The sequence below is a fragment of the Streptomyces sp. AV19 genome (genome assembly GCF_015999245.1).
In the GTDB taxonomy this organism is placed as follows: domain Bacteria; phylum Actinomycetota; class Actinomycetes; order Streptomycetales; family Streptomycetaceae; genus Streptomyces.
This window is the reverse complement of record NZ_JAEAMR010000022.1, coordinates 106,411-130,917: the sequence shown is the minus strand read 5'-3', so window position 1 is coordinate 130,917 and position 24,507 is coordinate 106,411. Positions and strand designations below refer to the sequence as shown.

General features: G+C 74.1%; 15 protein-coding genes. 11 read left to right on the top strand and 4 right to left on the bottom strand.

Annotated elements, in window-relative coordinates; all coding sequences use genetic code 11:
• The first annotated feature begins 51 nt into the window (after positions 1–51).
• From I5Q34_RS28735 to I5Q34_RS28715, 5 genes are all read left to right on the top strand, one after another.
• Positions 52–1,206: a CaiB/BaiF CoA-transferase family protein gene (locus I5Q34_RS28735; RefSeq protein WP_199895367.1), complete on the top strand. Its 1,155-nt coding sequence runs from the start codon at positions 52–54 to the stop codon at positions 1,204–1,206.
• Complete coding sequence (locus I5Q34_RS28730; RefSeq protein ID WP_199895366.1) at positions 1,203–2,345, top strand: acyl-CoA dehydrogenase family protein; 1,143 nt, start codon at positions 1,203–1,205, stop codon at positions 2,343–2,345. The genes I5Q34_RS28735 and I5Q34_RS28730 overlap by 4 nt, the downstream gene beginning before the upstream one ends.
• Before the next feature lie 30 nt (positions 2,346–2,375).
• A complete protein-coding gene (locus I5Q34_RS28725) occupies positions 2,376–3,590 on the top strand; it encodes an acetyl-CoA C-acetyltransferase (protein ID WP_199895365.1) in 1,215 nt (404 codons plus the stop codon).
• Between the two features lie 216 nt (positions 3,591–3,806).
• Positions 3,807–5,981, top strand: coding sequence for a 3-hydroxyacyl-CoA dehydrogenase NAD-binding domain-containing protein (locus I5Q34_RS28720; protein WP_199895364.1), 2,175 nt, complete (start codon positions 3,807–3,809; stop codon positions 5,979–5,981).
• Positions 5,982–6,284: 303 nt separating this feature from the next.
• Positions 6,285–7,766 (top strand): FAD-binding oxidoreductase, encoded by a 1,482-nt coding sequence (locus I5Q34_RS28715; RefSeq protein WP_199895363.1) that lies wholly within the window; start codon positions 6,285–6,287, stop codon positions 7,764–7,766.
• Positions 7,767–7,812: 46 nt separating this feature from the next.
• Here I5Q34_RS28715 and I5Q34_RS28710 read toward each other — a convergent pair whose 3' ends face one another.
• From I5Q34_RS28710 to I5Q34_RS28700, 3 genes are all read right to left on the bottom strand, one after another.
• Positions 7,813–8,550: a DUF4097 family beta strand repeat-containing protein gene (locus I5Q34_RS28710; RefSeq protein ID WP_199895362.1), complete on the bottom strand. Its 738-nt coding sequence runs from the start codon at positions 8,548–8,550 to the stop codon at positions 7,813–7,815.
• A 375-nt stretch (positions 8,551–8,925) separates the two neighbouring features.
• Complete coding sequence (locus I5Q34_RS28705; RefSeq protein WP_199896032.1) at positions 8,926–9,678, bottom strand: MerR family transcriptional regulator; 753 nt, start codon at positions 9,676–9,678, stop codon at positions 8,926–8,928.
• 100 nt (positions 9,679–9,778) lie between these two features.
• A complete protein-coding gene (locus tag I5Q34_RS28700) occupies positions 9,779–11,329 on the bottom strand; it encodes a M1 family metallopeptidase (RefSeq protein WP_199895361.1) in 1,551 nt (516 codons plus the stop codon).
• Positions 11,330–11,606: 277 nt separating this feature from the next.
• Here I5Q34_RS28700 and I5Q34_RS28695 point away from each other — a divergent pair, with 277 nt between their 5' ends.
• Entirely contained in the window at positions 11,607–12,419 is an 813-nt protein-coding gene (locus I5Q34_RS28695) for a methyltransferase domain-containing protein (RefSeq protein ID WP_234429682.1), read from the top strand.
• Positions 12,420–12,471: 52 nt separating this feature from the next.
• Positions 12,472–14,460, top strand: a complete 1,989-nt coding sequence (locus I5Q34_RS28690; RefSeq protein ID WP_199895360.1) for a Xaa-Pro dipeptidyl-peptidase — start codon at positions 12,472–12,474, stop codon at positions 14,458–14,460.
• On the opposite strand, the gene I5Q34_RS28685 is transcribed toward I5Q34_RS28690, so the two are convergent.
• Entirely contained in the window at positions 14,444–15,409 is a 966-nt protein-coding gene (locus I5Q34_RS28685) for an FAD-dependent oxidoreductase (RefSeq protein ID WP_199895359.1), read from the bottom strand. The genes I5Q34_RS28690 and I5Q34_RS28685 overlap by 17 nt on opposite strands.
• A 79-nt stretch (positions 15,410–15,488) precedes the next feature.
• Here I5Q34_RS28685 and I5Q34_RS28680 point away from each other — a divergent pair, with 79 nt between their 5' ends.
• From I5Q34_RS28680 to I5Q34_RS28665, 4 genes are all read left to right on the top strand, one after another.
• Positions 15,489–16,454, top strand: coding sequence for an oxidoreductase (locus I5Q34_RS28680; RefSeq protein WP_199895358.1), 966 nt, complete (start codon positions 15,489–15,491; stop codon positions 16,452–16,454).
• A 582-nt stretch (positions 16,455–17,036) separates the two neighbouring features.
• The gene (locus I5Q34_RS28675; RefSeq protein WP_199895357.1) at positions 17,037–18,704 is read left to right on the top strand and encodes an ABC-F family ATP-binding cassette domain-containing protein; all 1,668 of its coding nucleotides are present in this window, start codon (positions 17,037–17,039) and stop codon (positions 18,702–18,704) included.
• A 297-nt stretch (positions 18,705–19,001) separates the two neighbouring features.
• Positions 19,002–22,973, top strand: coding sequence for a Pls/PosA family non-ribosomal peptide synthetase (locus tag I5Q34_RS28670; protein ID WP_199895356.1), 3,972 nt, complete (start codon positions 19,002–19,004; stop codon positions 22,971–22,973).
• A gap of 1 nt (position 22,974) precedes the next feature.
• Positions 22,975–24,399, top strand: a complete 1,425-nt coding sequence (locus I5Q34_RS28665; protein ID WP_199895355.1) for a M1 family metallopeptidase — start codon at positions 22,975–22,977, stop codon at positions 24,397–24,399.
• Positions 24,400–24,507 lie beyond the last annotated feature (108 nt).

The following is a 24,507-nucleotide window of genomic DNA, read 5'->3' as shown; positions in this document are numbered from 1 at the left end:
TTAACATCACGGGTGTTACAGCGGCCTTGTCATACAGAGATGCGAGTGCGCATGGCGGAGACAGCGAACGACGGCCCGCTCACCGGCCTGCGCGTCGTCGAGCTCGCCGGCATCGGCCCCGGCCCGTTCGCCGCCATGCTCCTCGGCGACCTGGGCGCCGACGTCGTCCGGGTGGACCGCCCCGGCGGGCCCGGACTTGGCATCGACCCCCGGCATGACGTCACCAACCGCAACAAGCGCTCCGTTCTCGTCGACCTCAAGGGCGACGGAGGGGCGGAGACCGTCCTCGACCTCGTCGGGCGCGCGGACGTGCTCCTGGAGGGCTACCGGCCCGGCGTCGCCGAGCGGCTCGGCGTCGGGCCGGAGGCGTGCCTGGCCCGCAACCCCCGCCTGGTGTACGGCAGGATGACCGGCTGGGGCCAGGACGGCCCGCTGGCCGGCGCCGCCGGGCACGACATCGGCTACATCGCCGTCACCGGCGCGCTCGGACTGGCGGGAGAGGCCGACGGGCCGCCGTACGCCCCCGCCAATCTGCTGGGCGACTACGCGGGCGGTTCCCTCTACCTCGTCGTCGGGATCCTCGCCGCGCTGCGGCACGCCCGGACGACCGGCACCGGACAGGTCGTGGACGCGGCCATCGTCGACGGCACCGCGCACCTGACCGCGATGCTCCACGGGATGCTGGCCGCCGGGAGCTGGCAGGACCGCCGCGGGGCCAACCTGCTGGACGGCGGGGCGCCGTTCTACGGCACGTACGCCACCGCCGACGGCGGCCACATGGCCGTCGGAGCCCTGGAGCCGCGCTTCTACGCCGAGTTCGCCCGGCTGCTGGACCTGCCGGGAGAAGTGGCCGCGGCCCGCGACGACCCCGGCCGCTGGGGCGAGCTGCGGGGGGCCGTCGCCGACCGGTTCGCCCGGCGCACCCGCGCCGAGTGGACGGAGGTGTTCGAGGGTTCGGACGCCTGCGTGGCCCCCGTCCTGTCCCTGCGCGAGGCCGCGGACCACCCGCACCTCGCGGCCCGCGCCACCTTCACCCGCCACGACGGCACCGTCCAGCCCGCCCCCGCGCCGCGCTTCTCCGCGACCCCGGCCGGTCTGCGCCGGCCGCCCGCGCGGCCGGGCGCGCACACCGCGGAGGTGGCCCGCGACTGGGGCGTGCCCCGCCTCGACGATCACCAGGACGACGAGAAAGGCCCCCGGCAATGAAGCGTCAGCTCTTCGACGAGGAGCACGAGGGCTTCCGGGCCACCGTGCGGACCTTCCTGGAGCGGGAGTTCGTCCCGCACCGCGAGCAGTGGGAGAAGGACGGCATCGTCTCGCGCGAGGCGTGGCGGGCCGCCGGGCGGCAGGGCCTGCTCGGCCTCGCCGTCCCCGAGGAGTACGGCGGCGGGGGCGCCACCGACTTCCGCCACAGCGCCGTCCTGGCCGAGGAGTTCGCCCGCGCCGGGGCCGCCGGCTTCGCCGTCCCCCTGCACAACGACATCATCGGACCGTACCTGACGTCCCTGGCGACCGAGGAACAGAAGCGGCGCTGGCTGCCGGGGTTCTGCGGCGGCGAGACGATCGGCGCCGTCGCCATGACCGAGCCGGGCGCGGGCTCCGACCTCCAGGGCATCCGGACGGCCGCCGTCGACATGGGCGACCACTGGCTGCTCAACGGCTCCAAGACCTTCATCTCCAACGGCATCCTCGCCGACCTGGTGGTCGTCGTCGCCCGGACCACCCCCGAGGGCGGGGCCAAGGGCCTGAGCCTGTTCGTCGTCGAACGCGGCGCCGCGGGCTTCGAGCGCGGGCGCAACCTCGACAAGATCGGGCAGAAGGCGCAGGACACCGCCGAGTTGTTCTTCCGCGACGTCCGCGTGCCCAAGGAGAACCTGCTCGGCGAGCTGCACGGCGCGTTCGGCCACCTGATGGCCAACCTGCCGCAGGAGCGGCTGACCATCGCCGTCGGGTCCGCCGCCGCGGCCGAGCACCTGCTGGAGGAGACCAAGCGCTACGTCAAGGAGCGCGAGGCCTTCGGCGGGCCGATCGCGCGCTTCCAGCACATCCGCTTCGAGATCGCCGAGATGGCCACCGAGTGCGCGGTCACCCGGACCTTCGTCGACCGGTGCATCGCCGAGCACGGCGTCGGCGAACTCGACGCCGTCCACGCCTCGATGGCCAAGTGGTGGGCCACCGAGCTGTTCAAGCGGGTGGCCGACCGCTGTCTGCAACTCCACGGAGGCTACGGGTACATGGCCGAGTACCCGGTCGCCCGGGCGTTCACCGACGGCCGGGTCCAGACGATCTACGGCGGCACGACCGAGATCATGAAGGAGATCATCGGCCGTGCGCTGCTGGCCTGACACCCCTTACTCCCCAGGAAGGCTGCTGACTTGAGCACCGAAGCGTACGTCTACGACGCCATCCGCACCCCGCGCGGGCGCGGCAAGGCCAACGGCTCCCTGCACGGGACCAAGCCCGTCGACCTCGTCGTCGGCCTGATCCACGAGCTGCGGCGCCGCCTCCCGGAGCTGGACCCGGCCGCCGTCGACGACATCGTGCTCGGCGTCGTCAGCCCCGTCGGCGAGCAGGGCTCCGACATCGCCCGGATCGCCGCCATCGCGGCCGGGCTCCCCGACACCGTCGCCGGGGTCCAGGAGAACCGCTTCTGCGCGTCGGGTCTGGAGGCCGTCAACCTGGCCGCCGCGAAGGTGCGTTCCGGCTGGGAGGACCTCGTCCTCGCCGGGGGCGTCGAGTCGATGTCACGGGTGCCGATGGCGTCCGACGGGGGTGCCTGGTTCGGCGACCCGATGACCAACTTCGCGACGGGCTTCGTCCCGCAGGGCATCGGCGCCGACCTGATCGCCACGATCGGCGGCTACGGCCGGCACGACGTCGACGCCTTCGCCGCGCGTTCGCAGGAGCGGGCGGCGACGGCCTGGAAGGAGGGCCGCTTCGACCGCTCCGTCGTGCCGGTACGGGACCGGGCCGGGCTCGTCGTCCTCGACCGCGACGAGCACCTGCGGCCCGGCACGACGCCGGAGACCCTGGCCGGGCTCAAGCCGTCGTTCGCGGCGATCGGGGAAGCGGGCGGCTTCGACGCGGTGGCCCTGCAGAAGTACCACTGGGTGGAGAGGATCGACCACGTGCACCACGCGGGGAACTCCTCCGGCATCGTCGACGGCGCGTCCCTCGTCGCCATCGGCAACCGGGAGGTGGGCGAGCGGTACGGGCTCGCGCCGCGGGCCCGCATCGTCTCCGCGGCCGTCTCCGGCTCCGAGCCGACCATCATGCTCACCGGCCCGGCGCCGGCGACGCGCAAGGCGCTCGCGAAGGCGGGGCTGACGATGGACGACATCGATCTCGTCGAGATCAACGAGGCGTTCGCGGCGGTGGTGCTGCGATTCGTGGACGAGATGGGTGTGGACATGGAGAAGGTGAACGTGAACGGGGGCGCGATCGCGCTCGGTCATCCGCTGGGGGCGACCGGGGCGATGCTGCTGGGGACGGTCGTCGACGAACTGGAGCGGCGGGGCGGGCGGTTCGGGCTGGTGACGCTGTGCGTGGGGGGTGGGATGGGGGTGGCGACGGTGGTCGAGCGCGTGTAGCCGCCGAAGGCGGCGGTTTCTCTCCCCGCCCCGCCCTTTCACTGTTTCTCGCGCGCTCCGCGCCGGACGGGCTGAAAATCAGCCCGTCCGGCGCTTGAGGACCAACCGCGCGGAGCGCAAGGAAACGGTGAAAGTGGGGGTGCCCCCTCTGGGGGAGGGGCCGGGGCTCATCCACACCACCCACTTACCAGCACGCCAGCAACGGAGACCACCCACATGACCACCACCAACACCATCACCTGGGCCCAGGACGACACCGGCATCGTCACCCTCACCCTCGACGACCCCCACCAGTCCGCCAACACCATGAACCGGGACTTCCAGACGTCCCTCACCGCCGCCGCCGACCGGCTCGTCGCCGAGAAGGAGACGGTCCGCGGCGTCGTCGTCACCTCCGCCAAGAAGACCTTCTTCGCCGGCGGCGATCTCCGCGAGCTGATCGCGATCCGCCCGCAGGACGCGGAGCAGGCGTTCGCCGCGATCGAGGCGGTCAAGCGCGACCTCCGCCGCATCGAAACCCTCGGCGTCCCCGTCGTCGCCGCGATCAACGGCTCCGCCCTCGGCGGCGGTTACGAGATCGCCCTCGCCTGCCACCACCGCGTCGCCCTCGACGCCAAGGGCTCGAAGATCGGCCTGCCCGAGGTCACCCTCGGCCTGCTCCCGGGCGGGGGCGGCGTCACCCGCACCGTACGCCTCCTCGGCGTGACCGATGCGCTGCTGAAGGTCCTCGTCCAGGGCACGCAGTATCCCCCGCGGGCGGCCCTGGACGCCGGGCTGGTGCACGAGGTCGTGGAGACCGAGCGAGAACTCCTGGAAAGGGCACGCGCGTTCATCGACGCGCACCCGGAGTCCCGCCAGCCCTGGGACACCGACGGCTACCGGATCCCCGGCGGAGCCCCTTCGCACCCCAAGCTCGCCGCCAGCCTCCCCGCCTTCCCGGCCACGTTGCGCAAGCAGACGGCGGGCGCCCCCTACCCCGCCCCCCGCGCCGTGCTCGCCGCCGCCGTCGAGGGCGCGCTGCTCGACTTCGAGACGGCCTCGACCGTCGAGTCGCGGTACTTCGTCGGCCTGGCGACCGGGCAGACCGCCAAGAACATGATCCAGGGGTTCTTCTTCGACCTCCAGGCCGTCAACGCCGGCCGCAGCCGCCCCGCCGGCCCCGAGCCGCGCCCGGTGCGCAAGGTGGCGGTGCTCGGCGCGGGCATGATGGGCGCCGGCATCGCCCACGCCTGCGCCAAGGCGGGCATCGAGGTCGTCCTCAAGGACGTCTCGATCGACAACGCCCGCAAGGGGAAGGAGTACTCGGAGCGGCTCCTCGCCAAGGCGTTGGCCAAGGGCCGGACCACCGAGGCCGGGCGCGACGAGCTCCTCGCCCGCATCACGCCCACCGCGGACGCCGCCGACCTGGCCGGCTGCGACGCCGTCATCGAGGCGGTCTTCGAGGACCCCGCGCTCAAGCACCGGGTGTTCCAGGAGATCCAGCACGTCGTCGCGCCGGACGCGCTGCTGTGCTCCAACACCTCCACCCTGCCCATCACCCTGCTCGCCGAGGGCGTCGAGCGGCCCGGCGAATTCGTCGGCCTGCACTTCTTCTCGCCCGTCGACAAGATGCCGCTCGTGGAGATCATCAAGGGGGAGCGGACCGGCGACGAGGCCCTGGCCCGCGCCTTCGACCTGGTGCGGCAGATCCGCAAGACGCCCATCGTCGTCAACGACTCGCGCGGCTTCTTCACCTCCCGCGTCATCGGCCGCTTCATCACCGAGGGCGTGGCGATGGTCGGCGAGGGCATCCCCGCCGCGTCCGTGGAGCAGGCCGCCGCGCAGGCCGGATACCCGGCCAAGGTGCTGTCGCTGATGGACGAGCTCACCCTCACGCTGCCCCGGAAGATCCGGGACGAGACGCGGCGGGCCACCGAGGCGGCCGGCGGGACCTGGGCCCCGCACCCGGCGGACGCGGTCCTCGACCGGATGGTCGAGGAGTTCGGCCGCACGGGCCGCAGCGGCGGCGCGGGCTTCTACGACTACGCGGACGGCAAGCGCGCCGGGCTCTGGCCGGGGCTGGCCGAGCACTTCGGCGGGGACGTCACCCCGGACGGCGTTCCCTTCGAGGACCTGAAGGAGCGCATGCTCTTCGCCGAGGCGCTGGACACCGTGCGCTGCCTGGAGGAGAACGTCCTGACCTCCGTCGCGGACGCCAACGTCGGCTCCCTGCTGGGCATCGGCTTCCCGGGCTGGACCGGCGGCGCGCTCCAGTACATCAACGGCTACGAGGGCGGCCCGGCGGGCTTCGCCGCCCGCGCCGAGGAACTGCGCGCCGCCTACGGCGAGCGGTTCGCGCCCTCCCCGCTGCTGCGGGAAAAGGCGGAGAAGGGGGAATTCTTCACCGACTAGGTACGGACGTAGGCACCGACCAGGCACGGACTAGGCACGGACCAGGACCGGCGGCCGAGACGTGATTTTGCCAATTCCGGGACAGTCGTTGGTAGTTGAACGGTTGTCCCGGTACGGTTCGATCACGCCTGAACAGAGCGCACCGCAGCGAGCCGCCCGGCCGGCACACGGCCCCCGCAGCGTCCGCATTCCAGGCGACAGTTCCTCCTTTGCTCCTCCTTCGTTCCTCCTTTGCTCCTCCTTTCGGAACCGCGCCACGCACCACCCCTTCCTCTGTCGTCACCATGAAGAAACGGGTTTGGGATGCACGCTGCACACGGAGGTTCCAGAGGGCCCGATCCGGATGTCACGGACGTGGTCGTCGTCGGCAACGGAGCCCTCGGGCTCTCCCTCGCACTGGTCCTGGCACGCCGCGGGCAACACGTCGCCCTGGTCGGCGAACCGCACCGGCCCTGGGCGGGCTCGGCGGCGGCCGGGGCCATGCTCGGCTGCTTCGGCGAGATCACCACCTCGCTCCTGGCCAGTGAATACGGCCGCGCCAAACTGGAATTGGGGGTCCGGGCCACCCGGCTGTGGCCCGACTGGCTGGACGCCCTCGCCGAGGAGACCGGCGGCGACGGCATCAGGACGGCCGACGGCACCACGGTCGTCCTCAACACCGTGGGCATCCCGGAGATCGACGACGCGAGCTTCGCCGCCATGCGCGCCGAACTCGTCCGCCGCTCCGAGCCGTTCGAGGACGTGGACCCCTCCGACATCGACTGGCTCGACAGCGACCCGCTGCACCGCGCGCTGAAGGCCGTGCACATACCCGGCGAGCACGCCGTGAACGCCACCGCCCTGATGGAGCGGCTGGAGGCCGCGTTCGTCAAGGCGGGCGGCGTCCTCGCCCCCGAACTCGCCGTCGGAGTCGAGCACACCGGCGACCGGGTCACCGGCGTCACCCTGGCCTCCGGCCGGACGCTCACCGCCGGACAGGTGGTGCTGGCCGCCGGAGCGCGCACCCAGGACCTGCTGGACCGCCTGCCGGCCGGCCCCCGCATCCCCCGCCTGGTCAGCGGCTACGGCGTCTCGCTGCTGGTCGCGACGCAGGACGGCACCGCGCCCCGGAGTGTACTGCGCACCCCCAACCGCTCGTTCGCCTGCGGGCTGCACATCGTGCCCCGGGGCGACGGGCAGGTCTACGTCGGCGCCACCAACATCGTCTCCGCGGAACCGCACGGGTCCGCGGACGTCCGGGACGTGGTCTTCCTCCTGGAGTGCGCCCACCGCCAGATCCGTCGCAACATCTGGGACAGCAAGGTGTCCAAGGTGCAGGTGGGCAACCGGCCGGTGTCCGTGGACGGCTTCCCGCTGGTCGGTCAGGGCGGCATGGACGGTCTGTGGATCATGACGGGCACCTACCGGGACGGACTGCACCTCTCGCCGCTGCTCGCCCAGGAGATGGCGGGCCGGATCCTCGGGGAGAGCGACGGCACCGGCAGCGGCCTGGAGGACTTCACGCCCGTCCGCCCGCCGCTGCGCGCCTGGACCCGCGAGCAGATCGTCGACGTGGCCGTCGACCACGCGATCGCGATCGGCTACGAACAGAACTGGCGGATCCCCGTGGACTGGCACGGCTGGATCGAGAACGACCTGCGCCCGGCGACCGCCCGGTGGGCCGAGGAGACGGACCCCGAGTTCACCCCCACGCCGGAGCTGCTCTTCCACTCCCGGCTCGCCCCCGGCCTGGCCAAACTGCTGCGCGAGTACTATGCGGTGACGCGGCAGCACTGGCCGGTCTGACGCCCCCGGACCCTTTCGGCGCGCCGTCCCGCGCGGGGCGGCGCGGTCAGCCCTGCCCGACCTTGATCTCACCGCTGGTCGTGGTGAGGTCGAGGCGGTACTTGCCGGCCGGGTCCTGGGACACCCCGATGTCCTTGCCACCGCTGCTCGTCCGCGCCGACACCCGGTAGCGCGCGTCCGGCACGGTGAGGACGAGGCGCCCGCTGGACGTCCTCGCGGTCACGTCCTGCGGGACGGCGGCGGTGAGGTCGATCTCCCCGCTGGACGTGGTCGCCCGGATCGCGCCGCCCCGCAGACCGCGCCCGCGGATCCGGCCGCTGCTCGCCCCGACGGTGACGTCCCCGCTGACCCCGTCGAGTTCGATGGCCCCGGAATGGGTCGTCACCCGCACCGCGCCGACGTCCGACAGCTTCACCTCGCCGCTGCTGTTCTCCCCGGTCACGGGCGTCCCGGCCGGCACGTCGACGGTGTAGCTCACCGAGCACTCGTCCCCGCAGTCGGCCAGGACGAGGGTCCCGTTCTCGAACCGGTGCGTGGCGCCCTCGGGCCGGTGGCCGTCGCGGTACTCGACCTCGCGGTGGACGACGGCCCTGTCGAGGCCCGCCTTGCCCCGGACCCGGACGCCGCCGGAGTTGTTGTCCACCCGCACCGATGTGACCTTCTCGCTCGGCGTCGCGTCGTCCTGGAAGGTCTTGCCCGGCGTCAGCCCGTCGCAGGCGCTCAGCCCCGCGACGGCCGTGCCGGTGGCCACGAGAGCGGTGAGAAGACGGACGGTCCGACGCATGGGGGTCCCCCGGAGAACGATCGACGAGCCGGTCCCTCCCCGGGCCGACGACCAAGAACGCTACGGGACGGACACCCGGGGACGACATGGGGAAAACCCCCGGTTCCGTACTCCGGAATCCCGCACGGAAACGGCCTGCGCCGGACTGTGCGCGCCGGCCCGTACCGGACGAAGTGGCCCGCCCGAGGGACGAACCGGCGCGCACGAGGGAGCAATTGGAGCGGGCGAGGCCGAAGCACAGGCAGGCCGATCCAGCCTGTCCGGCGTTTGAGGACATCGCCCGAAGGGCGATTGGGGTCCGGGGTCTCCCCGGGAAACGGCGAAAGGGGGCAGGGGCATCCCACCGCGAAGCGCACACCCGCTCACCCGCCCCGCTCACCCCCCGTACGTAGCCCGCAACTCCTCCGTCAGCGACCGCTGGAACGCCGTCACCAGCGCCTGCACCACCAACGGCCGCATGTGCGCCGACAGCGACTTCATCGACTCCACCTCCTCCGGGTCCGTCGCCCCCGCCGCGTACGGCCCCCACACCTCCTCGTGGAAGAGCCGGGTCAGCTCGCGCGCCGTCGAACGGGCGTGGTCCAGCAGGACGGTCCGGGCGGCGTGCAGGGTGTCCAGCGTCATCGGGACGGCCAGCAGCTGGACGCCCACGCCCAGCAGCCCCGGGTCCACCTCGAAGCGGACCTCCCCGTCCGCACCCTCCTCGCGCCGGAGCACGTTCATCGCGGCGAGCTTGTCGACGTCCTCGTCGGTCAGCGGGCGGCCGACGCGCCGCTCCAGTTCGGCGCGGCTGGTCTCCGCCGCCGCGTCGGGCACCCAGGAGGCCACGACCGCGCGGTGGATGGCCAGGTCGTTGGCGCTGAGGTCGTCCGGGAGGCGGCTCAGATAGCGCTCGATGGCGGCCAGCGTGAGGCCCTGGTGCTGCAACTCCTCGATCAGGGCGAGCCGGGAGAGGTGCCCGGGCCCGTACCGGCCCACGCGGCGCGGGCCGAGACAGGGCGGGGGCAGCAGCCCGCGGGTGCTGTAGAAGCGGATGGTGCGCACGGTCACCCCGGCGCGGGCGGCCAGTTCATCGATGGTGAGCGATTCCGGGGCGAGGGATTCCGCTTCCCCGGCGTCTTCGTCCATGACCATGCGCGGCGCCTCGCTCTCCCAGCTCTCCGAGGGTTCAACAGTAGTGGTGTACCACCGTCGCTGTAAGAGCCGGGAGGCGAGGACCGCCGTCGCGTCAGTGCTGGTGCGCGGCGAGCGCGGAGCGGATCTGCTGCCACGACTTGGGCTGCGCCGGCTTCGCCTGCTTCCCGGGCTTCCCCGGCTTCGCGGCGGCCAGGGAACGCGCGTCCTTCGCGGCCGGCCCGCCGATGCCCGCCTCCGCCGCCTTCGCGGCGCTCGGCTTGCCCGTGGTGAACAGCCACGTGTCGAAGAGCGGCTCGAGCTTCTTGCCCGAGACCTGCTCCGCGTAGGCGACGAAGTCCTGGACGGAGGCGTTGCCGTAGCGGTTCTTCTCCGTCCAGCCCTTCAGGGTCGCGAAGAAGGTCTCGTCGCCGACGGTGTTGCGCAGCGCCTGGAGGGCGATGGCGCCGCGCTGGTACACGGCCCCGTCGAACTGCTTGTCCGCGCCCGGGTCGCCGGGCTTGACCTTCCAGAAGGCGTCGTCCGCCGGGTACTGGGCGTAGGTGTAGTCGGCGAGTTCCTGCGCGGTGCCCTCGTCCTCCTTCTCGGACCACAGCCACTGGGCGTAGGAAGCGAAGCCCTCGTTGACCCAGATGTCCCGCCAGTTCTTCACCGAGACGCTGTCGCCGAACCACTGGTGGGCCAGCTCGTGCACGACCAGCGAGACGTTGGCGCCGTTGGCGAAGGGAGCCGGGCTGTAGAACGGCCGGGTCTGGGTCTCCAGCGCGAAGCGCGTGGGGACGTTGGGCACGTAGCCGCCGGCCGCCGTGAAGGGGTACGGGCCGAAGACCGAACTCGCCCAGTCGAGAACCTCGGTGGTGCGCTCGACGCTGGCCTTCGCGGGGGCGAGCCGGTCGCCCAGGTCCTTGCTGTAGGCGTTGACGACCGGCAGCCCGTTGGCCGTCGTGTCCGTCGTGATCTCGAACTTGCCGACGGCCAGCGTCGTCAGGTACGGCGCCTGCGGCTGCGTGGAGCGCCAGTTGTAGCGCGTCCAGCCGAGCTTGGAGGTCTGCGAGGCGAGGGCGCCGTTGCTGATGGCCTGGGTGCCGTCGGGGACGGCGACCGAGACGTCGAAGGTGGCCTTGTCGCGCGGGTGGTCGTTGCTCGGGAACCACCAGGCGGCCGACTCCGGCTCCTGTGCGACGACCCCGCCGTCGGGGGTGCGCTGCCAGGCGGTGAATTTCCCTACCTTGACGGAGGAGGGGGTTCCGCTGTAACGGACGACGACGGTGATGTGCTTGCCCTGCGGCAGCGCGGCGGCCGGGGTGACCTCCAGCTCGTGGACGCCGGTCTTCGCGAAGGCGGCCTTCTTCCCGTTGACCAGCACCTCCTTGACGTCCAGCAGGAAGTCCAGGTTGAAGCGGGACAGGGCCTGGGTGGTGGTGGCGGTGAGGGTCGCCGTGCCCTCCAGCCTGTCCGTCGCCGGCCGGTACTTCAGCCGCAGGTCGTAGTGGGAGACGTCGTAGCCGCCGTTGCCGGCCTCCGGGTAGTAGGAGTCGCCGAGACCCGGGGCGCCGGGGGTGCCGTCGGCCGCCGACGCGGGGACCCCGAGCAGCAGGAAGGCGGCGGCAGCGGCGGCGCTGGGGACGAGAAGTCTGGGACGCACGGGACACTCCAACTCGTAGCGGGCGGACGGCCGGTAGCGGATGACCGGTGGAGACGAAGATCGGTCGCAGCCTATGCATTCATTGCCGCTCTGGGAATGTCCATGCCGAATACGGACATGTGACTGACATCCGGCCGTCATCGCGGAGGGCGGACACCCCATGGAGCGAATGATTCCGGCCACCGAAAGGCCCCGGAGGACCGTTCCGTCACCGTCGGGGGTGACCGGCCGCCAGGACCGCCCATCGGGGCCCCCGCCCGGCCTACGATCACCGGCCATGGCCCAACACACGCTGTCGCGTCCCTGGTCGGACGTGGATGCCAGTGCCGACCCCGCCCACCTGGTGACCACCCTGCGGCGGCGGACCCGTTCGCCGTTCCACACCTCCTACAAACGACGCCTCCGCACCCTCCTGCGCGCCCGGTCCGGGCAGCGCTTCCTCGACGTCGGCGCCGGAGCCGGCACGACGGCGCTCGCGCTGACCGCCGAGACCGGCGCCCGCGCGGTCGCCGCCGACCTGTCCCTGGCCATGGCCGGTGCGGCGCGGGCGGGCGGCGTCCACGCGTCGCTGGTGGCCGACGCCCACCATCTGCCGTTCCGCACCGGCAGTTTCGACGGCGCGTGGGCCGACCTCGTCCTCCAGCACGTGGCCGACCCGGGCCGGGTCATCGACGAGATGCTGCGGGTCGTGCTGCCCGGCGGACGCGTCGTGCTCGCCGCCCTCGACTACGGCACCCAGGTGCTGGACATCGGCGAACCCGGACTGGCCCGCCGCGTCCTCGCCCTGCGCGTCGACGACGGGGTGCGCGGCGGGGCGCTCGCCCACCAGCAGCCCGCCATGCTCGCCGAACGCGGGCTGGACGACGTGGCGGCCGAGGCGCACACGCTGGTCGTCCGCGACCCCCGCACCGTCGACCACGTCCACGGCATCCGTGACTGGGCCCGCACCGCGGCCCAGCAGGGCCACCTCTCCCCGGCCGAGGCCGAACGCTTCGTCGGCCGCTTCGACGAGGCGGCGGCGAACGGCCGCTTCACCTATGCCGTGACGTTCTTCCTCACCTCCGCCACCGTGCCCGTCCGCAGACCCTGAACTTCCTCCGCTCCCCTTCTGCACGGGAGTTGACACGCGTACTGTCCCGCCCGTGCCGAAACTCCAGCGGAACACCCGCATACCGTGGACCACCCTCGTCGCGACGGCCCTCGCCGCCCTGCTGGCCGTCCTCCTGTCGCCACCCGGTCAGGCGTACGCCGCACCCGACCGGGGGCGCGGCGAGCACAGACAGGCCGGATCCGGCGAGAGCAGACCCGTCCACTCCTACGCGCGCGCCGTCCGCGAGTCGGTGTGGGTGGAGGTCCGGACCGGGACCCGCCGCACCGACCGGGTCGCCGTGGACATCGTCCGCCCCCGGGAACCCGCCGAACAGGGCCGCCGCGTACCGGTGATCATGGACGCCAGCCCGTACTACTCCTGCTGCGGCCGGGGCAACGAGAGCCAGAAGAAGACCTACGACGAGCGCGGCAACCCCGTCCAGTTCCCGCTCCACTACGACAACTACTTCGTCCCCCGCGGCTACGCCGTCGTCCTCGTCGACCTGGCCGGGACCAACCGCTCCGACGGCTGCGTCGACGTCGGCGGCCGCTCCGACGTCCAGTCCGCCAAGGCCGTCGTCGACTGGCTCAACGGCCGCGCGCGCGGCTACGGTTCGCGCACCGGCGGCACGCCCGTGACGGCCGGCTGGTCCACCGGGGCCGTCGGCATGATCGGCAAGAGCTACGACGGCACCGTCGCCAACGGCGTCGCCGCCACCGGCGTGGACGGGCTGAAGACCATCGTCCCGATCGGCGCCATCAGCTCCTGGTACGACTACTACTTCGCCAAGGGCGCCGCCCTCTTCGGCAGCGGCCCCGACGGGCTCGCCCACCGCGTCGGGAGCGACGAGGCCCACGCCCGCTGCGCCGACGTCCAGCGCCGGCTCGTCGAGGGCGCGCCGCGCAACGGCGACTGGACGCCGCTGTGGACCGAGCGCGACTACGTCCGCGACGCGGCCCGGGTGAAGGCCAGCGTCTTCGCCGTGCACGGCATGCAGGACCTCAACGTCCGCACCAAGCACCTCGGCCAGTGGTGGGACGCGCTCGCCGCGAACGGCGTGGAGCGCAAGATCTGGCTGTCGTCGGCCGGGCACGTCGACCCGTTCGACTTCCGCCGCGAGGCGTGGGTGACCACCCTGCACCGCTGGTTCGACCACTATCTGCTCGGCTACGACAACGGCGTCGAGCGCGAGCCGATGGCCGACGTCGAGCGCGCCCCCGACCAGTGGTCCACCGACCGCGCCTGGCCGCCGGCCGGCACCCGCGCGACCACCCTGCGCCCGTCCGCCGGACCCGTCGCCGGCGTCGGCACGCTGGGCCTCGACCAGGCCCGGCCGGGCACGACCGCGCGGTTCACCGACGACCCGCGGCGGAGCGAGGCCGACTGGTCGGCGGCGGTCGACCGGGCGACGCCCGAGAAGGCCGGGTTCGTCACCCGGCCGCTCACCCGCGACCTGCGCCTGTCCGGCTCCTCGACGGTGCGGCTGCGCGTGACGCCGTCCACCTCCTCCGCCCATCTGTCGGCCGTCCTCGTCGACCTGGGCCCGGCCGCCGTCCGCGACTACGCGGCCGACGGCGAGGGCATCCGCACCCTGCCCGACCGCACCTGCTGGGGGAGCGGCACCACCGGCGACACCGGCTGCTTCAAACGCACCGAGGCCGACGCCCGGCAGGTCGACCGCACCGTCTTCAGCCGCGGCTGGGCGGACCTCGGCCACTACGCGTCCGCCCGGCACGGCCGCGCCGTGACCCCGGGCCGGCCCTACACCATCACCCTCGACCTGGCCGCCACCGACCACGTCGTCCCGGCCGGACACCGCCTGGCCCTGATCGTCGCGGGCACGGACGCCGGGCTCATCGAACCCGCCTCCACCACGCCGCAGTTGACCGTGGACCTCGCGGCGACCTCGGCGGACCTGCCGTTCGTCGGCGGCTACCGGGCCTTCGCCCGCGCCACGTCGGGTGTCGGCGCCGTACCGCCGCCGGCCTCCGCGGACCGCCCGCGCGGGCTGGGCGTCCCCTCGCTCACGCACCTTCCGTGAGGGCGAGCGCCACGGCCTCCCGCGCACAGCCCCACGAGACCGTGACGCCCGCACCGCCGTGCCCGTAGTTGTGCACCAGCAGCGCGCCGCCGGGCAGCCGTCCGGCCTCCAGCCGGACCCGGTGGCGCGCCGGGCGCAGCCCCACCCGGTGCGCCAGCACCCTCGACCCCGTCAGGCCCGGATGCACCCGGGCACAGCGGGCGATGAGCGCCTGGGCCACGGCCGGCGACGGCGTGCGGTCCCACACGTGGGCGCGCGCCGTACCGCCGAGGACGAGGCCGTACGGCTGGGGCAGGACGTAGAGCGTGTCGGCGGCCCGGTCGTCGGCCGCGGCCGCGAACCACTCGGTCACGCCCGGGTTCTCCACGACGACCAGCTGGCCCTGCACCGGGTGGACGTGCGGATCCGCCGCGAGGTGACCGGCGCCCAGGCCCGAGCAGTTGACGACGACGGGCGCCGCCCGGCCCGCGTCCGCCAGGGAGTTGACCGGACGCAGGGTGACCGTGCCGCCCGCCGCGCCGAGCCGGCGCTGCAGGTGGCCGAGGAAGACGGGCATGTCGGCGAGCGGCAGCCGGGCGCGGACGGCGCGGTCCCAGCCCCTCGGCGTCTCCTTCGGCGCGGCGTCCCGCAGGCCCGGCACGCGGCGGGCCCAGGCGCCCAGTTCGCGCACCGAGGTGCCCGCCTCCGCCCCGTCCACCAGCCGGATCCCGGTCTCCTCCGGGCGCCGCGCAAGCTCCGTCAGAACGGCGAGGGTGGCGAGCGACCACTCGGCGACGGCGTCGGCCGGCTCGATCCGGTACGGCCACCACAGCCCGCCGGCCACCGCCGAGGTCGTCTGCGCGGCCGTCTCGCGCGTCCACACCTCGACCCGCGCCCCGCGCTCGGCGAGGAGGACGGCGGTGGTCAGACCGATCACCCCGGACCCCACCACGATCACGTCGCTTGCCATGGGGTGAAGGTACCTGCTGCCCCGCCGTGTTGGGCCCGGTTGGCGCACGAACGGGAACGGTCCGGGGAATACTCGGCACATGTCAGCGGAGTACGCGGGTTACGCGGGGCGCGCGGGGTACGCGGCCTTCGGGCTGGCGCACGCGACGCGCGCCGGCGGTGTCCTGACCGGTCCGTCGTGCCGGACGCGCCGGGACTTCGTCGATTTCGCCGTCGACGGCAGACCGCTGCTGCTGCGCCTGGCGGACCTGGAGGAGTTCCCGCCGACCGCCTCCGGCCTGCTGCCGGCGGCCGTTCCGCCGCCGCCGACGGGCGGACGGCATGTCCTGTACGCATGCCCCGACTGCGCGGGGCGGCCGGAGTGCGGGGCGGTGACGGCGACGGTCGAACGCGACGCCGAAGGGGCCGTCGTCTGGCGGGACTTCGCGTGGCGGGACGGGACGTCGGTGGCGACGGCCCGGATCGGCCCTTTCCGCTTCCACCCGGCCGCGTACGCGGCGGAGCCTCCTCCTCCGCCGCCCCCGAGCCGGGTGCTCCTCCTCGGCCGCCGCCCGGCGTCGCTGTCCCGCCTCGCGGCGGCCCTGCGCGCGGCCGGTATCGGTGTGGACGTGGGGCGGGACGTGACGGGCACGGCGCCGGAGGAACTGCGGGAGTACGGGGTGGTGCTGCCGGACGCCTCCGTGGAACTGCCGTCCGTCCGAAGGGAGTTCGCCGAGGCGGGCGTGTCCCCGGCCTTCGTCGGCGACTCCGCTTCCCCGCTGCCGGTCCTGGTCGCCCGCATCGAGCAGGCCCTGGCGCGGGGCGTGCCCGATCCCCGGGTGACGGCACTGTCGCTGGAGGCGGGGACGGCCCGTCTGGAACTGTCGACGGCCTGCCGCGTGCGCGTCACGTCCTACCGCCGGGACCGGCTGGGCCGGGTGCGGGTGGGGGAGTTGTTCGAGGGGCGGCTGGGGGCGGGGACGCATGGGGTGGGGGCGGGGTCGGTGGGGAGGGGGTGGGTGGTGGTTGTGCGGACGTTCGGGGGTGTGGTGGTGGCGGAGGGGTGAGGTGCCCCGGCCCCTCCCCCAGAGGGGGCACCCCCATTTCACCGTTTCTTCCGGGCTCCGCCCGGGCCGGCACCGCGCTGCGCGCGGTAGGCGGGGGCTGCGCCCCCTGCGCCCCCACCGGGGCCCGTAACGTGGCTTCGCCGCGTTGACCGGGGGCTTCGCCCCCTGGCCCCCCGAAGCGCCCTCCGGGCGCTGTCCTCAAGCTCCCCGGAGGGGGCGACGGGCTGAATTCGCGCCCGGGCGCGCTATCCAGCCCGTCTGGGGGTCGCCCCCTCCGGGGAGCTTGAGGACGAACGCGGCGCAGCCGCGTTGCGGGGTCCGGGGCGGAGCCCCGAGGCGGGGTGCAGGGGGCGCAGCCCCCGCCTACCGCGCGCAGCGCGGTGCGGGGCCCCGGGGCTTGCCCCGGAAGAAACGGTGAAAGGGCGGGGAGGGGCACCCAGCCCGTCCGGCGATTGAGGACAAAGCGGCGAAGCCGCTTTGCGGGGGTGCAGGGGGCGAAGCCCCCGCCCGGCGCCCGGCCCGGGGCGGCGAGCAAGAACCCATTCGAACCCCGCCCCACCGGCCCGGTACGCTCGACCCGCCATGAACGCCACCCTCGTCGCCAAAGACCTCTCCGCCGGCCACGGCGACCGCACCCTCTTCTCGCACCTCGACCTCGTCGTCGCCCCCGGCGACGTGATCGGCCTCGTCGGGGCCAACGGAGCGGGCAAGTCCACCCTCCTCCGCCTCCTCGCCGGAGCCGGCGAGGACGGCGAAAACGGAAAGACCGGCACCCGCCCCGAGCAGGGCGCCCTCCGCCTCAGCCCCCCGACCGCCACCGTCGGATACCTCCCGCAGGAGCCGGACCGCCGCCCCGGCGAGAGCGTCCGCGCGTTCCTCGCCCGCCGCACCGGCGTCACCGAGGCCCAGGCGGCGCTGGACGAGGCGACCGAGGCGCTCGTCGAGGGCGCGAAGGGCGCCGACGACGCGTACGCGACGGCCCTGGAGCGCTGGCTGGCACTCGGCGGCGCCGACCTCGACGAACGCGCCGAGGAGGTCGTCGCCGAACTCGGCCTGACCGTCGGCCTGGACCGCCCCATGACGAGCCTGTCCGGCGGCCAGGCCGCCCGCGCGGGCCTCGCCTCCCTCCTCCTCAGCCGCTACGACGTCTTCCTCCTGGACGAGCCCACCAACGACCTCGACCTGGACGGCCTCGACCGCCTGGAGCGCTTCGTCACCGGCCTGCGCGCCGGCACGGTCCTGGTGAGCCACGACCGCGAGTTCCTGACCCGCACGGTCAACCAGGTGCTGGAGCTGGACCTCGCGCAGCAGCAGGTCAACCTCTACGGCGGCGGCTACGCGGCGTACCTGGAGGAGCGCGCCCGCGCCCGCCGGCACGCCCGCGAGGCGTACGACGAGTACGCGGACACCCGCGCCGCGCTGGAGGCCCGCGCCCGCACCCAGCGGAACTGGATGGAGAAGGGCGTGCGCAACGCCCGCCGCAAGTCCACCGACAACGACAAGATCGGCCGCAAGTTCCGCGCGGAGTCCACGGAGAAGCAGGCGGCCAAGGCCCGGCAGACGGAGCGGCTCATCGAGCGGCTGGACACCGTCGAGGAGCCGCGCAAGGAGTGGGAGCTGCGGATGGAGATCGCCGCGGCGCCCCGCTCGGGCGCCGTGGTGGCCACCCTGCGCGGTGCCGAGGCGCGCCGCGGCGAGTTCGCCTTCGGCCCGGTGGACCTCCAGATCGACTGGGCGGACCGGGTCGCGGTCACGGGGGCCAACGGCTCGGGCAAGTCGACCCTGCTGGCCGCCCTGCTCGGCAGGCTGCCGCTGGACGCGGGCAGCGCCTCGCTCGGCCCCGGCGTGGTCGTCGGCGAGGTGGACCAGGCGCGGGCGCTGTTCTTCGGACCGGAGACGCTGCTCGACGCGTTCGGGGCGGCCGTCCCGGAGCTGGCCCCCGGGGACGTCCGCACGCTGCTGGCCAAGTTCGGCCTCAAGGCCGAGCACGTCCTGCGCCCGGCCGCGACGCTCTCGCCCGGCGAGCGGACGCGGTCCGCGCTCGCCCTGCTCCAGGCCCGCGGCGTCAACCTGCTCGTCCTCGACGAGCCCACCAACCACCTCGACCTGCCGGCCATCGAGCAACTGGAGTCGGCGCTGGCCTCGTACACCGGCACGCTCCTGCTCGTCACCCACGACCGGCGGATGCTCGACGCCGTGCACACCACCCGCCGGATCGAGGTCGAGGCGGGCCGCATTATGGAGCACTGAGCCCGCGGTTCCCTGTTCTGGTGCCCCGAACGGGGGAATTTTTTCCCGAAAACAACCTCAGCCGCAGGTCAACTCTTCGCCAAGGGTCGGCTGAGGTCCCGGTCCGGGAAAACCGTGGTTTTCCGGAGAAACGACACGTACGGTGGAAAAGAGTCCGCCCCTAGACATCTCCGCCGGGTGTTCGATTTACGGAACATTGGCCTCGTTCGTACGAACCCGTGGGTGCGGAGCGACGTCTGTGGGTGCGGACGTCCGCGGGGCGTCCGCATCCCCGACGTCGAATTGAGGCGTAAGGCCATGTCCCCGACTCTTTCAGGTTCCACGCCGCCCACCCCACTGGCCCCCTCGGTGGGGCGGGCGCGTTACGCGGGCGCGCCGCCCCACGGCGAGCGCACCCTGATCGACGTCCTCGACACCACGGCGGCCACGCACCCCGAGGCCCCCGCCCTCGACACCGAGGCCGGCGTGCTCACCTACCGGGAACTGTGCGCGGCGGTCGAGGAACGGGCCGGCCGGCTGCGCGCGGCCGGAGTCGGACCGGGGGACAGGGTCGGCGTCCGCGTCCCCTCCGGGACCGCGGAGCTCTACCTGTCGATCCTCGCCGTCCTGCGCTGCTCGGCCGCGTACGTGCCGGTGGACGCCGACGACCCCGAGGAACGCGCGGCCACGGTCTTCCAGGAGGCCGACGTCTGCGGAATCGTCACTGCGGACGGCTCGCTCGCCCCCGGCCGGCGCGGGCCGGTGGCGGCCGCGTCCCGGCTCCCGCTGCCGGAGGACGACGCCTGGATCATCTTCACCTCCGGTTCCACCGGTGCCCCCAAGGGCGTCGCGGTGTCCCACCGCAGCGCCGCGGCCTTCACCGACGCCGAGGCCGCGCTCTTCCTCCGGGACGAGCCGCTGGGCCCCGGCGACCGGGTCCTCGCCGGCCTCTCGGTGGCCTTCGACGCCTCCTGCGAGGAGATGTGGCTGGCCTGGCGGCACGGCGCCTGCCTGGTCCCCGCCCCGCGCTCCCTGGTCCGGGCGGGCCACGAACTGGGCCCCTGGCTGATCGAGCGGGCGGTGACCGTCGTCTCCACGGTGCCCACCCTCGCCGCCCTGTGGCCGCAGGAGTCCCTGGACCGCGTCCGGCTGCTGATCGTCGGCGGCGAGGCGTGCCCGCCCGGCCTCGTCGAGCGGTTCGCCGTCCCCGGCCGCGAGATGTGGAACACCTACGGCCCCACCGAGACCACCGTCGTCGCCTGCGCGGCCCGCATGACACCGGGCGAGCCCGTCCGCATCGGGCTGCCGCTCGACGGCTGGGAGCTCGCCGTCGTCGACGAGAACGACGACCCCGTCCCGTTCGGCGACGAGGGCGAGCTGGTCATCGCGGGCGTCGGAACCGGCCGCTATCTCGACCCCGCCAAGGACGCCGAGCGCTTCCGCCCCTGCGCCGCCCTCGACAGCGAGCGCGCCTACCGCACCGGCGACCTCGTCCGCGCCGACGAGGCGGGCCTGGTCTTCACCGGCCGCGCCGACGACCAGGTCAAACTGGGCGGCCGGCGCGTCGAGCTCGGCGAGATCGACGCCGCGCTCGGCGAACTCCCCGGCGTGCGCGGCGCCGCGGCGGCGGTGCGCACCACCCCGTCCGGCTCCCCGCTCCTCGTCGGCTACCTCGTACCGGGCCCCGGCTTCGACCGCGGCGGCGCGAGAAAGCTGCTGACCGAGCGGCTGCCCGCCGCCCTCGTCCCCGTCCTCGCCGAGGTCGACGACCTGCCCACCCGGACCTCCGGCAAGGTCGACCGCGACGCCCTGCCCTGGCCCCTGCCCACCACCGGCGACGACGGCCCCGCGCGGACCGGGGAACTGCACGGCACCGCCGCCCGCCTGGCCGGGCTGTGGGAGGAACTGCTGGGCGTCCGGCCCGGCGCCGACGACGACTTCGTCACCATGGGCGGCACCAGCCTGACCGCCGCCCGCATGGCCTCGGCCCTGCGCGAGCACCACCCCGGCGTCTCCGTCGCGGGCCTCTACCGGCACCCGGTCCTCGCGGACATGGCCGGGCACATCGACTCCCTCGACACCCCCGCCGAGGACCCCGCGCCGAGACGGCCCGTCCGGCCCGTCGGCCGCCGCACCGGCGCCGCCCAGATCCTCGTCCAGACCGTGCTCTACGGCGTTCAGGGCCTGCGCATCCTCACCGGACTGGCCGCCGCCGACAACATTCTCGGCATCCTGGCCCCGCAGACCTGGGCCCCCCACACCTCGTGGTGGCTGATCGCCGTCGCCTGGGTCCTGCTCTTCAGCGCCCCCGGCCGGTTCGCCGTCGGCGCGGCCGCCGCCCGGCTGCTCACCCACGGGATCGCCCCCGGCGCCCACCCCCGCGGCGGCCGGGTCCACCTGCGGCTGTGGACCGCGGAACGGACCGTCGCCGCCTTCGGCGTCCCGGCCCTGATGGGCACCCCGTGGGCGCCCTGGTACGCCCGCGCCCTCGGCTGCCGGGCCGGCCGCAACGTCGCCCTGCACGCCATGCCCCCGGTCACCGGCCTCGCCGAGTTCGGCGACGGCGCGAGCGTCGAGCCCGAGGCCGACATCGCCGGCTGGTGGATCGACGGCGAGACCCTGCACGTCGGCACCGTACGGCTGGGCGCCGACTCCCGCGCCGGCCACCGCAGCATGCTGATGCCCGGCTCCTCCCTCGGCCCCCGGGCCGAACTCACCTCCGGCGCCTGCCTCGACGGCCACGTGCCCGCCGGGCAGACCTGGGTCGGCTCGCCCGCCCGCCTCGACGCCGCCGCCCACCGCGTCGGAGGCCCCGCCCACCCCGGCGGCATCTGGCCCGAGCCCCGCGCCGGGCGCTCCCGCCGCTGGTCCGCCGCCTACGCCCTGTCCCTGGCCGGCATGCCGCTGCTGCCGCTGCTCGCGGCCGCGCCCGCCCTGGTCGTCACCTACTTCCTGGTCAAGGGCGGCGGCTCGCTGAGCTCGGTCGCCCTGCGCGTCCTGCTCGCCGTCCCCGTGCTCACCGTCGTCACCACGCTGTCCTGGATGCTGGTCGTCGCGCTCACCGTCCGCGTCCTCAACCGGGGCATCGCGCCGGGCCTCCACCCGGCCTGCGGCGGCGTCGCCTGGCGCGCCTGGTTCATCACCCGGCTGCTCAACGGCGCCCGCCGAAACCTTTTCCCGGTCTACGCCGGCCTTCTCACCCCCGTCTGGCTGCGGATGCTCGGCGCCAAGGTCGGCCGCCGGGCCGAACTGTCCACCGTGCTGCCGCTGCCGTCCCTGCTGACCGTGGACGACGGGGCGTTCCTCGCCGACGACACCCTCGTCGCGCCCTACGAACTGCGCGGCGGCTGGCTGCGCCTGGGCACCGCCCGCGTCGGGCGGCGCGCCTTCCTCGGGAACTCCGGCATCATCGGCCCCGGCCGCGCCGTCCCCGACCACGGCCTGATCGGCGTCCTGTCCGACGCGCCCGAGCACAGCGAACCCGGCACCTCCTGGCTGGGCCGCCCCGCCATGCCGCTGCCCCGCGTGGCCACCACGGCCGACGCGGGCCGCACCTTCGAGCCGCCCCGACGCCTCGTCCTGGCCCGCTCGGCCGTCGAACTCTGCCGCGTCCTGCCGCTGATGTGCGGCCTCGCGCTGGCCGACGTGGTCATCATCGGCCAGCAGCAGGCCCTCATCACCGGCGGGCCGGGGCTCGCCGCGCTCGTCGGCATCCCGCTGCTCGTCGTCTGCTCCCTCGTCGCCGGACTGATCGCCACGGCCGCGAAGTGGCTGCTGATGGGCCGCTTCCGGACGGGCGAACACCCGCTGTGGAGCTCTTTCGTGTGGCGCAACGAGCTCTACGACACCTTCGTGGAGTCCCTGGCCGTCCCCTGGCTGGCGGGTCCCTTCACCGGCACCCCCGTGCTCAACTGGTGGCTGCGCACCCTGGGCGTGCGGATCGGCCGGGGCGTGTGGTGCGACACCCACTGGCTGCCGGAACCCGACCTCATCACCCTCGGCGACGGTGCCACCGTCGGCCGGGGCTGCGTCCTGCAGACCCACCTCTTCCACGACCGGATCATGCGCATGGACACCGTCCACCTCGCCGAAGGGGCCTCGCTCGGCCCGCACGGCATCGTGCTCCCCGGCACCCACGTCGGCGCGCACACCGCCGTCGCCCCCTCCTCCCTCGTCATGCGCGGCGAGTACGTCCCGGCGGGCACCCGCTGGGCGGGCAACCCCATCGCCGGCGAGCGCCCGGCGCCGGTCGCCCCGGCGCCCGCGGCGGAGCGGGAAGCCGCCGCGTGACATGGGCGGACGACGCACATGCAGCCGCCGTGCCCTGCTCGCGGCGGCGGTGCTCCCGCTGACCGCCGCCGTGACCGTCTCCGGCCCCCGGCCGCGCTCACGGCACGACCGGGCGCGGCCCTACTTCCCCGGCCACGGCTCGTACGGCCACCGGACCCTGGCCTACGGCCTCGAGCTCGGCTACGACCCCGGCACGGGACGGCTCGACGGCCGCGCCCGGATCGAGGCCGTCGCCAACACCGCAGTCGGCCACGTCGAACTCGACCTCGCCCGGCTCGAGGTGCGCGAGGCACGGCTCGACGACCGCCCCGTCGCCTTCCGGCAGCGCGGCGGCAAGCTGCTGGTCACCGCGGACCGGACGCTCGAAGCGGGCCGGCCGTTCGAGCTGGACATCCGCTACGGCGGCCGGCCCCGCCCGGTCTCCTCTCAGTTCGGCCCCATCGGCTGGGACCGCACCGGCGACGACCACGACGGCACGCTCGTCGCCTCCCAGCCGGTGGGCGCGCCGTCGTGGTTCCCCTGCAACGACCGCCCCGACGACAAGGCGTCCTACACCTTCGCGATCACCGTCCCCGGCGGCCACCAGGCGCTGGCCAACGGCTCGTTGACCGAGCACCGGGAGACGGGCGGGGCGGCGCGCTGGACGTACCACCACCCCGGGCCGATGGCCAGCTACCTCGCGGCGGTCTACACCGGGCGGTTCACGCGGGAGACCTGGCCGGCCGGGGAGACCGGGGCGCCCGTGCCGGTGCACATCGCCTGCCCCGCCGGACTGGAGGGGAACGTCCGCCACGACCTCGCCCGCCAGGGCCGGATCCTGCGGACCTTCGCCGGCCTCTTCGGCGACTACCCCTTCGAGTCCTACGGCGTGGTCGTCGTCGACGCGGAGCTGGCGGCCCCCGTCGAGAACCAGACGCTCTCCGTCTTCGGCACCAACCACATGGACGGGCGGCGCGGCTGGGAGACACTCGTCGCCCACGAGACGGCGCACCAGTGGTTCGGCGACAGCGTCGGCCTGGACGACTGGCAGCACATCTGGCTCAACGAGGGGTTCGCCACGTACGCCGAGTGGCTGTGGTCCGAGCACCTCGACGAGGACGACGCGGACACACTCGCGCGGCGGGCCCGCGACGAACTCGCCGGCCGCCGCCAGAACCTGCGCATCACCGACCCCGGCCGCCGGCACCTCTTCGACGACCGCGTCTACGTCCGCGGCGCCTGCGCCCTGCACGCGCTGCGCCTCGCGGCGGGCGACGACCGCTTCTTCCGCGTGCTGCGCACGTGGCACGAGGCGCGACGGGGCGGGAGCGCGGACACGGAGACGTTCCTCGCGCACACGGCACGGATGGCGGGGCGGGGGGCGGAGGACGCCCTGGGCCCGTGGCTCTTCGAGCGCCGGGTGCCGCGATTCGCGGCGTCGGGGTAGGGGTTTCTCCCCGCCCCGCCCTTTCACCGTTTCTTCGCGCTCCGCGCGGGTCGACGCGGCTGCGCCGCGTTCGTCCTCAAACTCCCCGGAGGGGGCAACCCCCAGACG

Bases quoted from the DNA above. Each gene is read 5' to 3' on its own strand.
- I5Q34_RS28685 (WP_199895359.1), bottom strand. From the start codon at position 15,409: ATGGCAAGCGACGTGATCGTGGTGGGGTCCGGGGTGATCGGTCTGACC.
- I5Q34_RS28695 (WP_234429682.1), top strand. From the start codon at position 11,607: ATGGCCCAACACACGCTGTCGCGTCCCTGGTCGGACGTGGATGCCAGT.
- I5Q34_RS28715 (WP_199895363.1), top strand. From the start codon at position 6,285: ATGCACGCTGCACACGGAGGTTCCAGAGGGCCCGATCCGGATGTCACG.
- I5Q34_RS28730 (WP_199895366.1), top strand. From the start codon at position 1,203: ATGAAGCGTCAGCTCTTCGACGAGGAGCACGAGGGCTTCCGGGCCACC.
- I5Q34_RS28710 (WP_199895362.1), bottom strand. From the start codon at position 8,550: ATGCGTCGGACCGTCCGTCTTCTCACCGCTCTCGTGGCCACCGGCACG.
- I5Q34_RS28670 (WP_199895356.1), top strand. From the start codon at position 19,002: ATGTCCCCGACTCTTTCAGGTTCCACGCCGCCCACCCCACTGGCCCCC.
- I5Q34_RS28735 (WP_199895367.1), top strand. From the start codon at position 52: ATGGCGGAGACAGCGAACGACGGCCCGCTCACCGGCCTGCGCGTCGTC.
- I5Q34_RS28705 (WP_199896032.1), bottom strand. From the start codon at position 9,678: ATGGACGAAGACGCCGGGGAAGCGGAATCCCTCGCCCCGGAATCGCTC.
- I5Q34_RS28680 (WP_199895358.1), top strand. From the start codon at position 15,489: ATGTCAGCGGAGTACGCGGGTTACGCGGGGCGCGCGGGGTACGCGGCC.
- I5Q34_RS28720 (WP_199895364.1), top strand. From the start codon at position 3,807: ATGACCACCACCAACACCATCACCTGGGCCCAGGACGACACCGGCATC.
- I5Q34_RS28665 (WP_199895355.1), top strand. From the start codon at position 22,975: ATGGGCGGACGACGCACATGCAGCCGCCGTGCCCTGCTCGCGGCGGCG.
- I5Q34_RS28675 (WP_199895357.1), top strand. From the start codon at position 17,037: ATGAACGCCACCCTCGTCGCCAAAGACCTCTCCGCCGGCCACGGCGAC.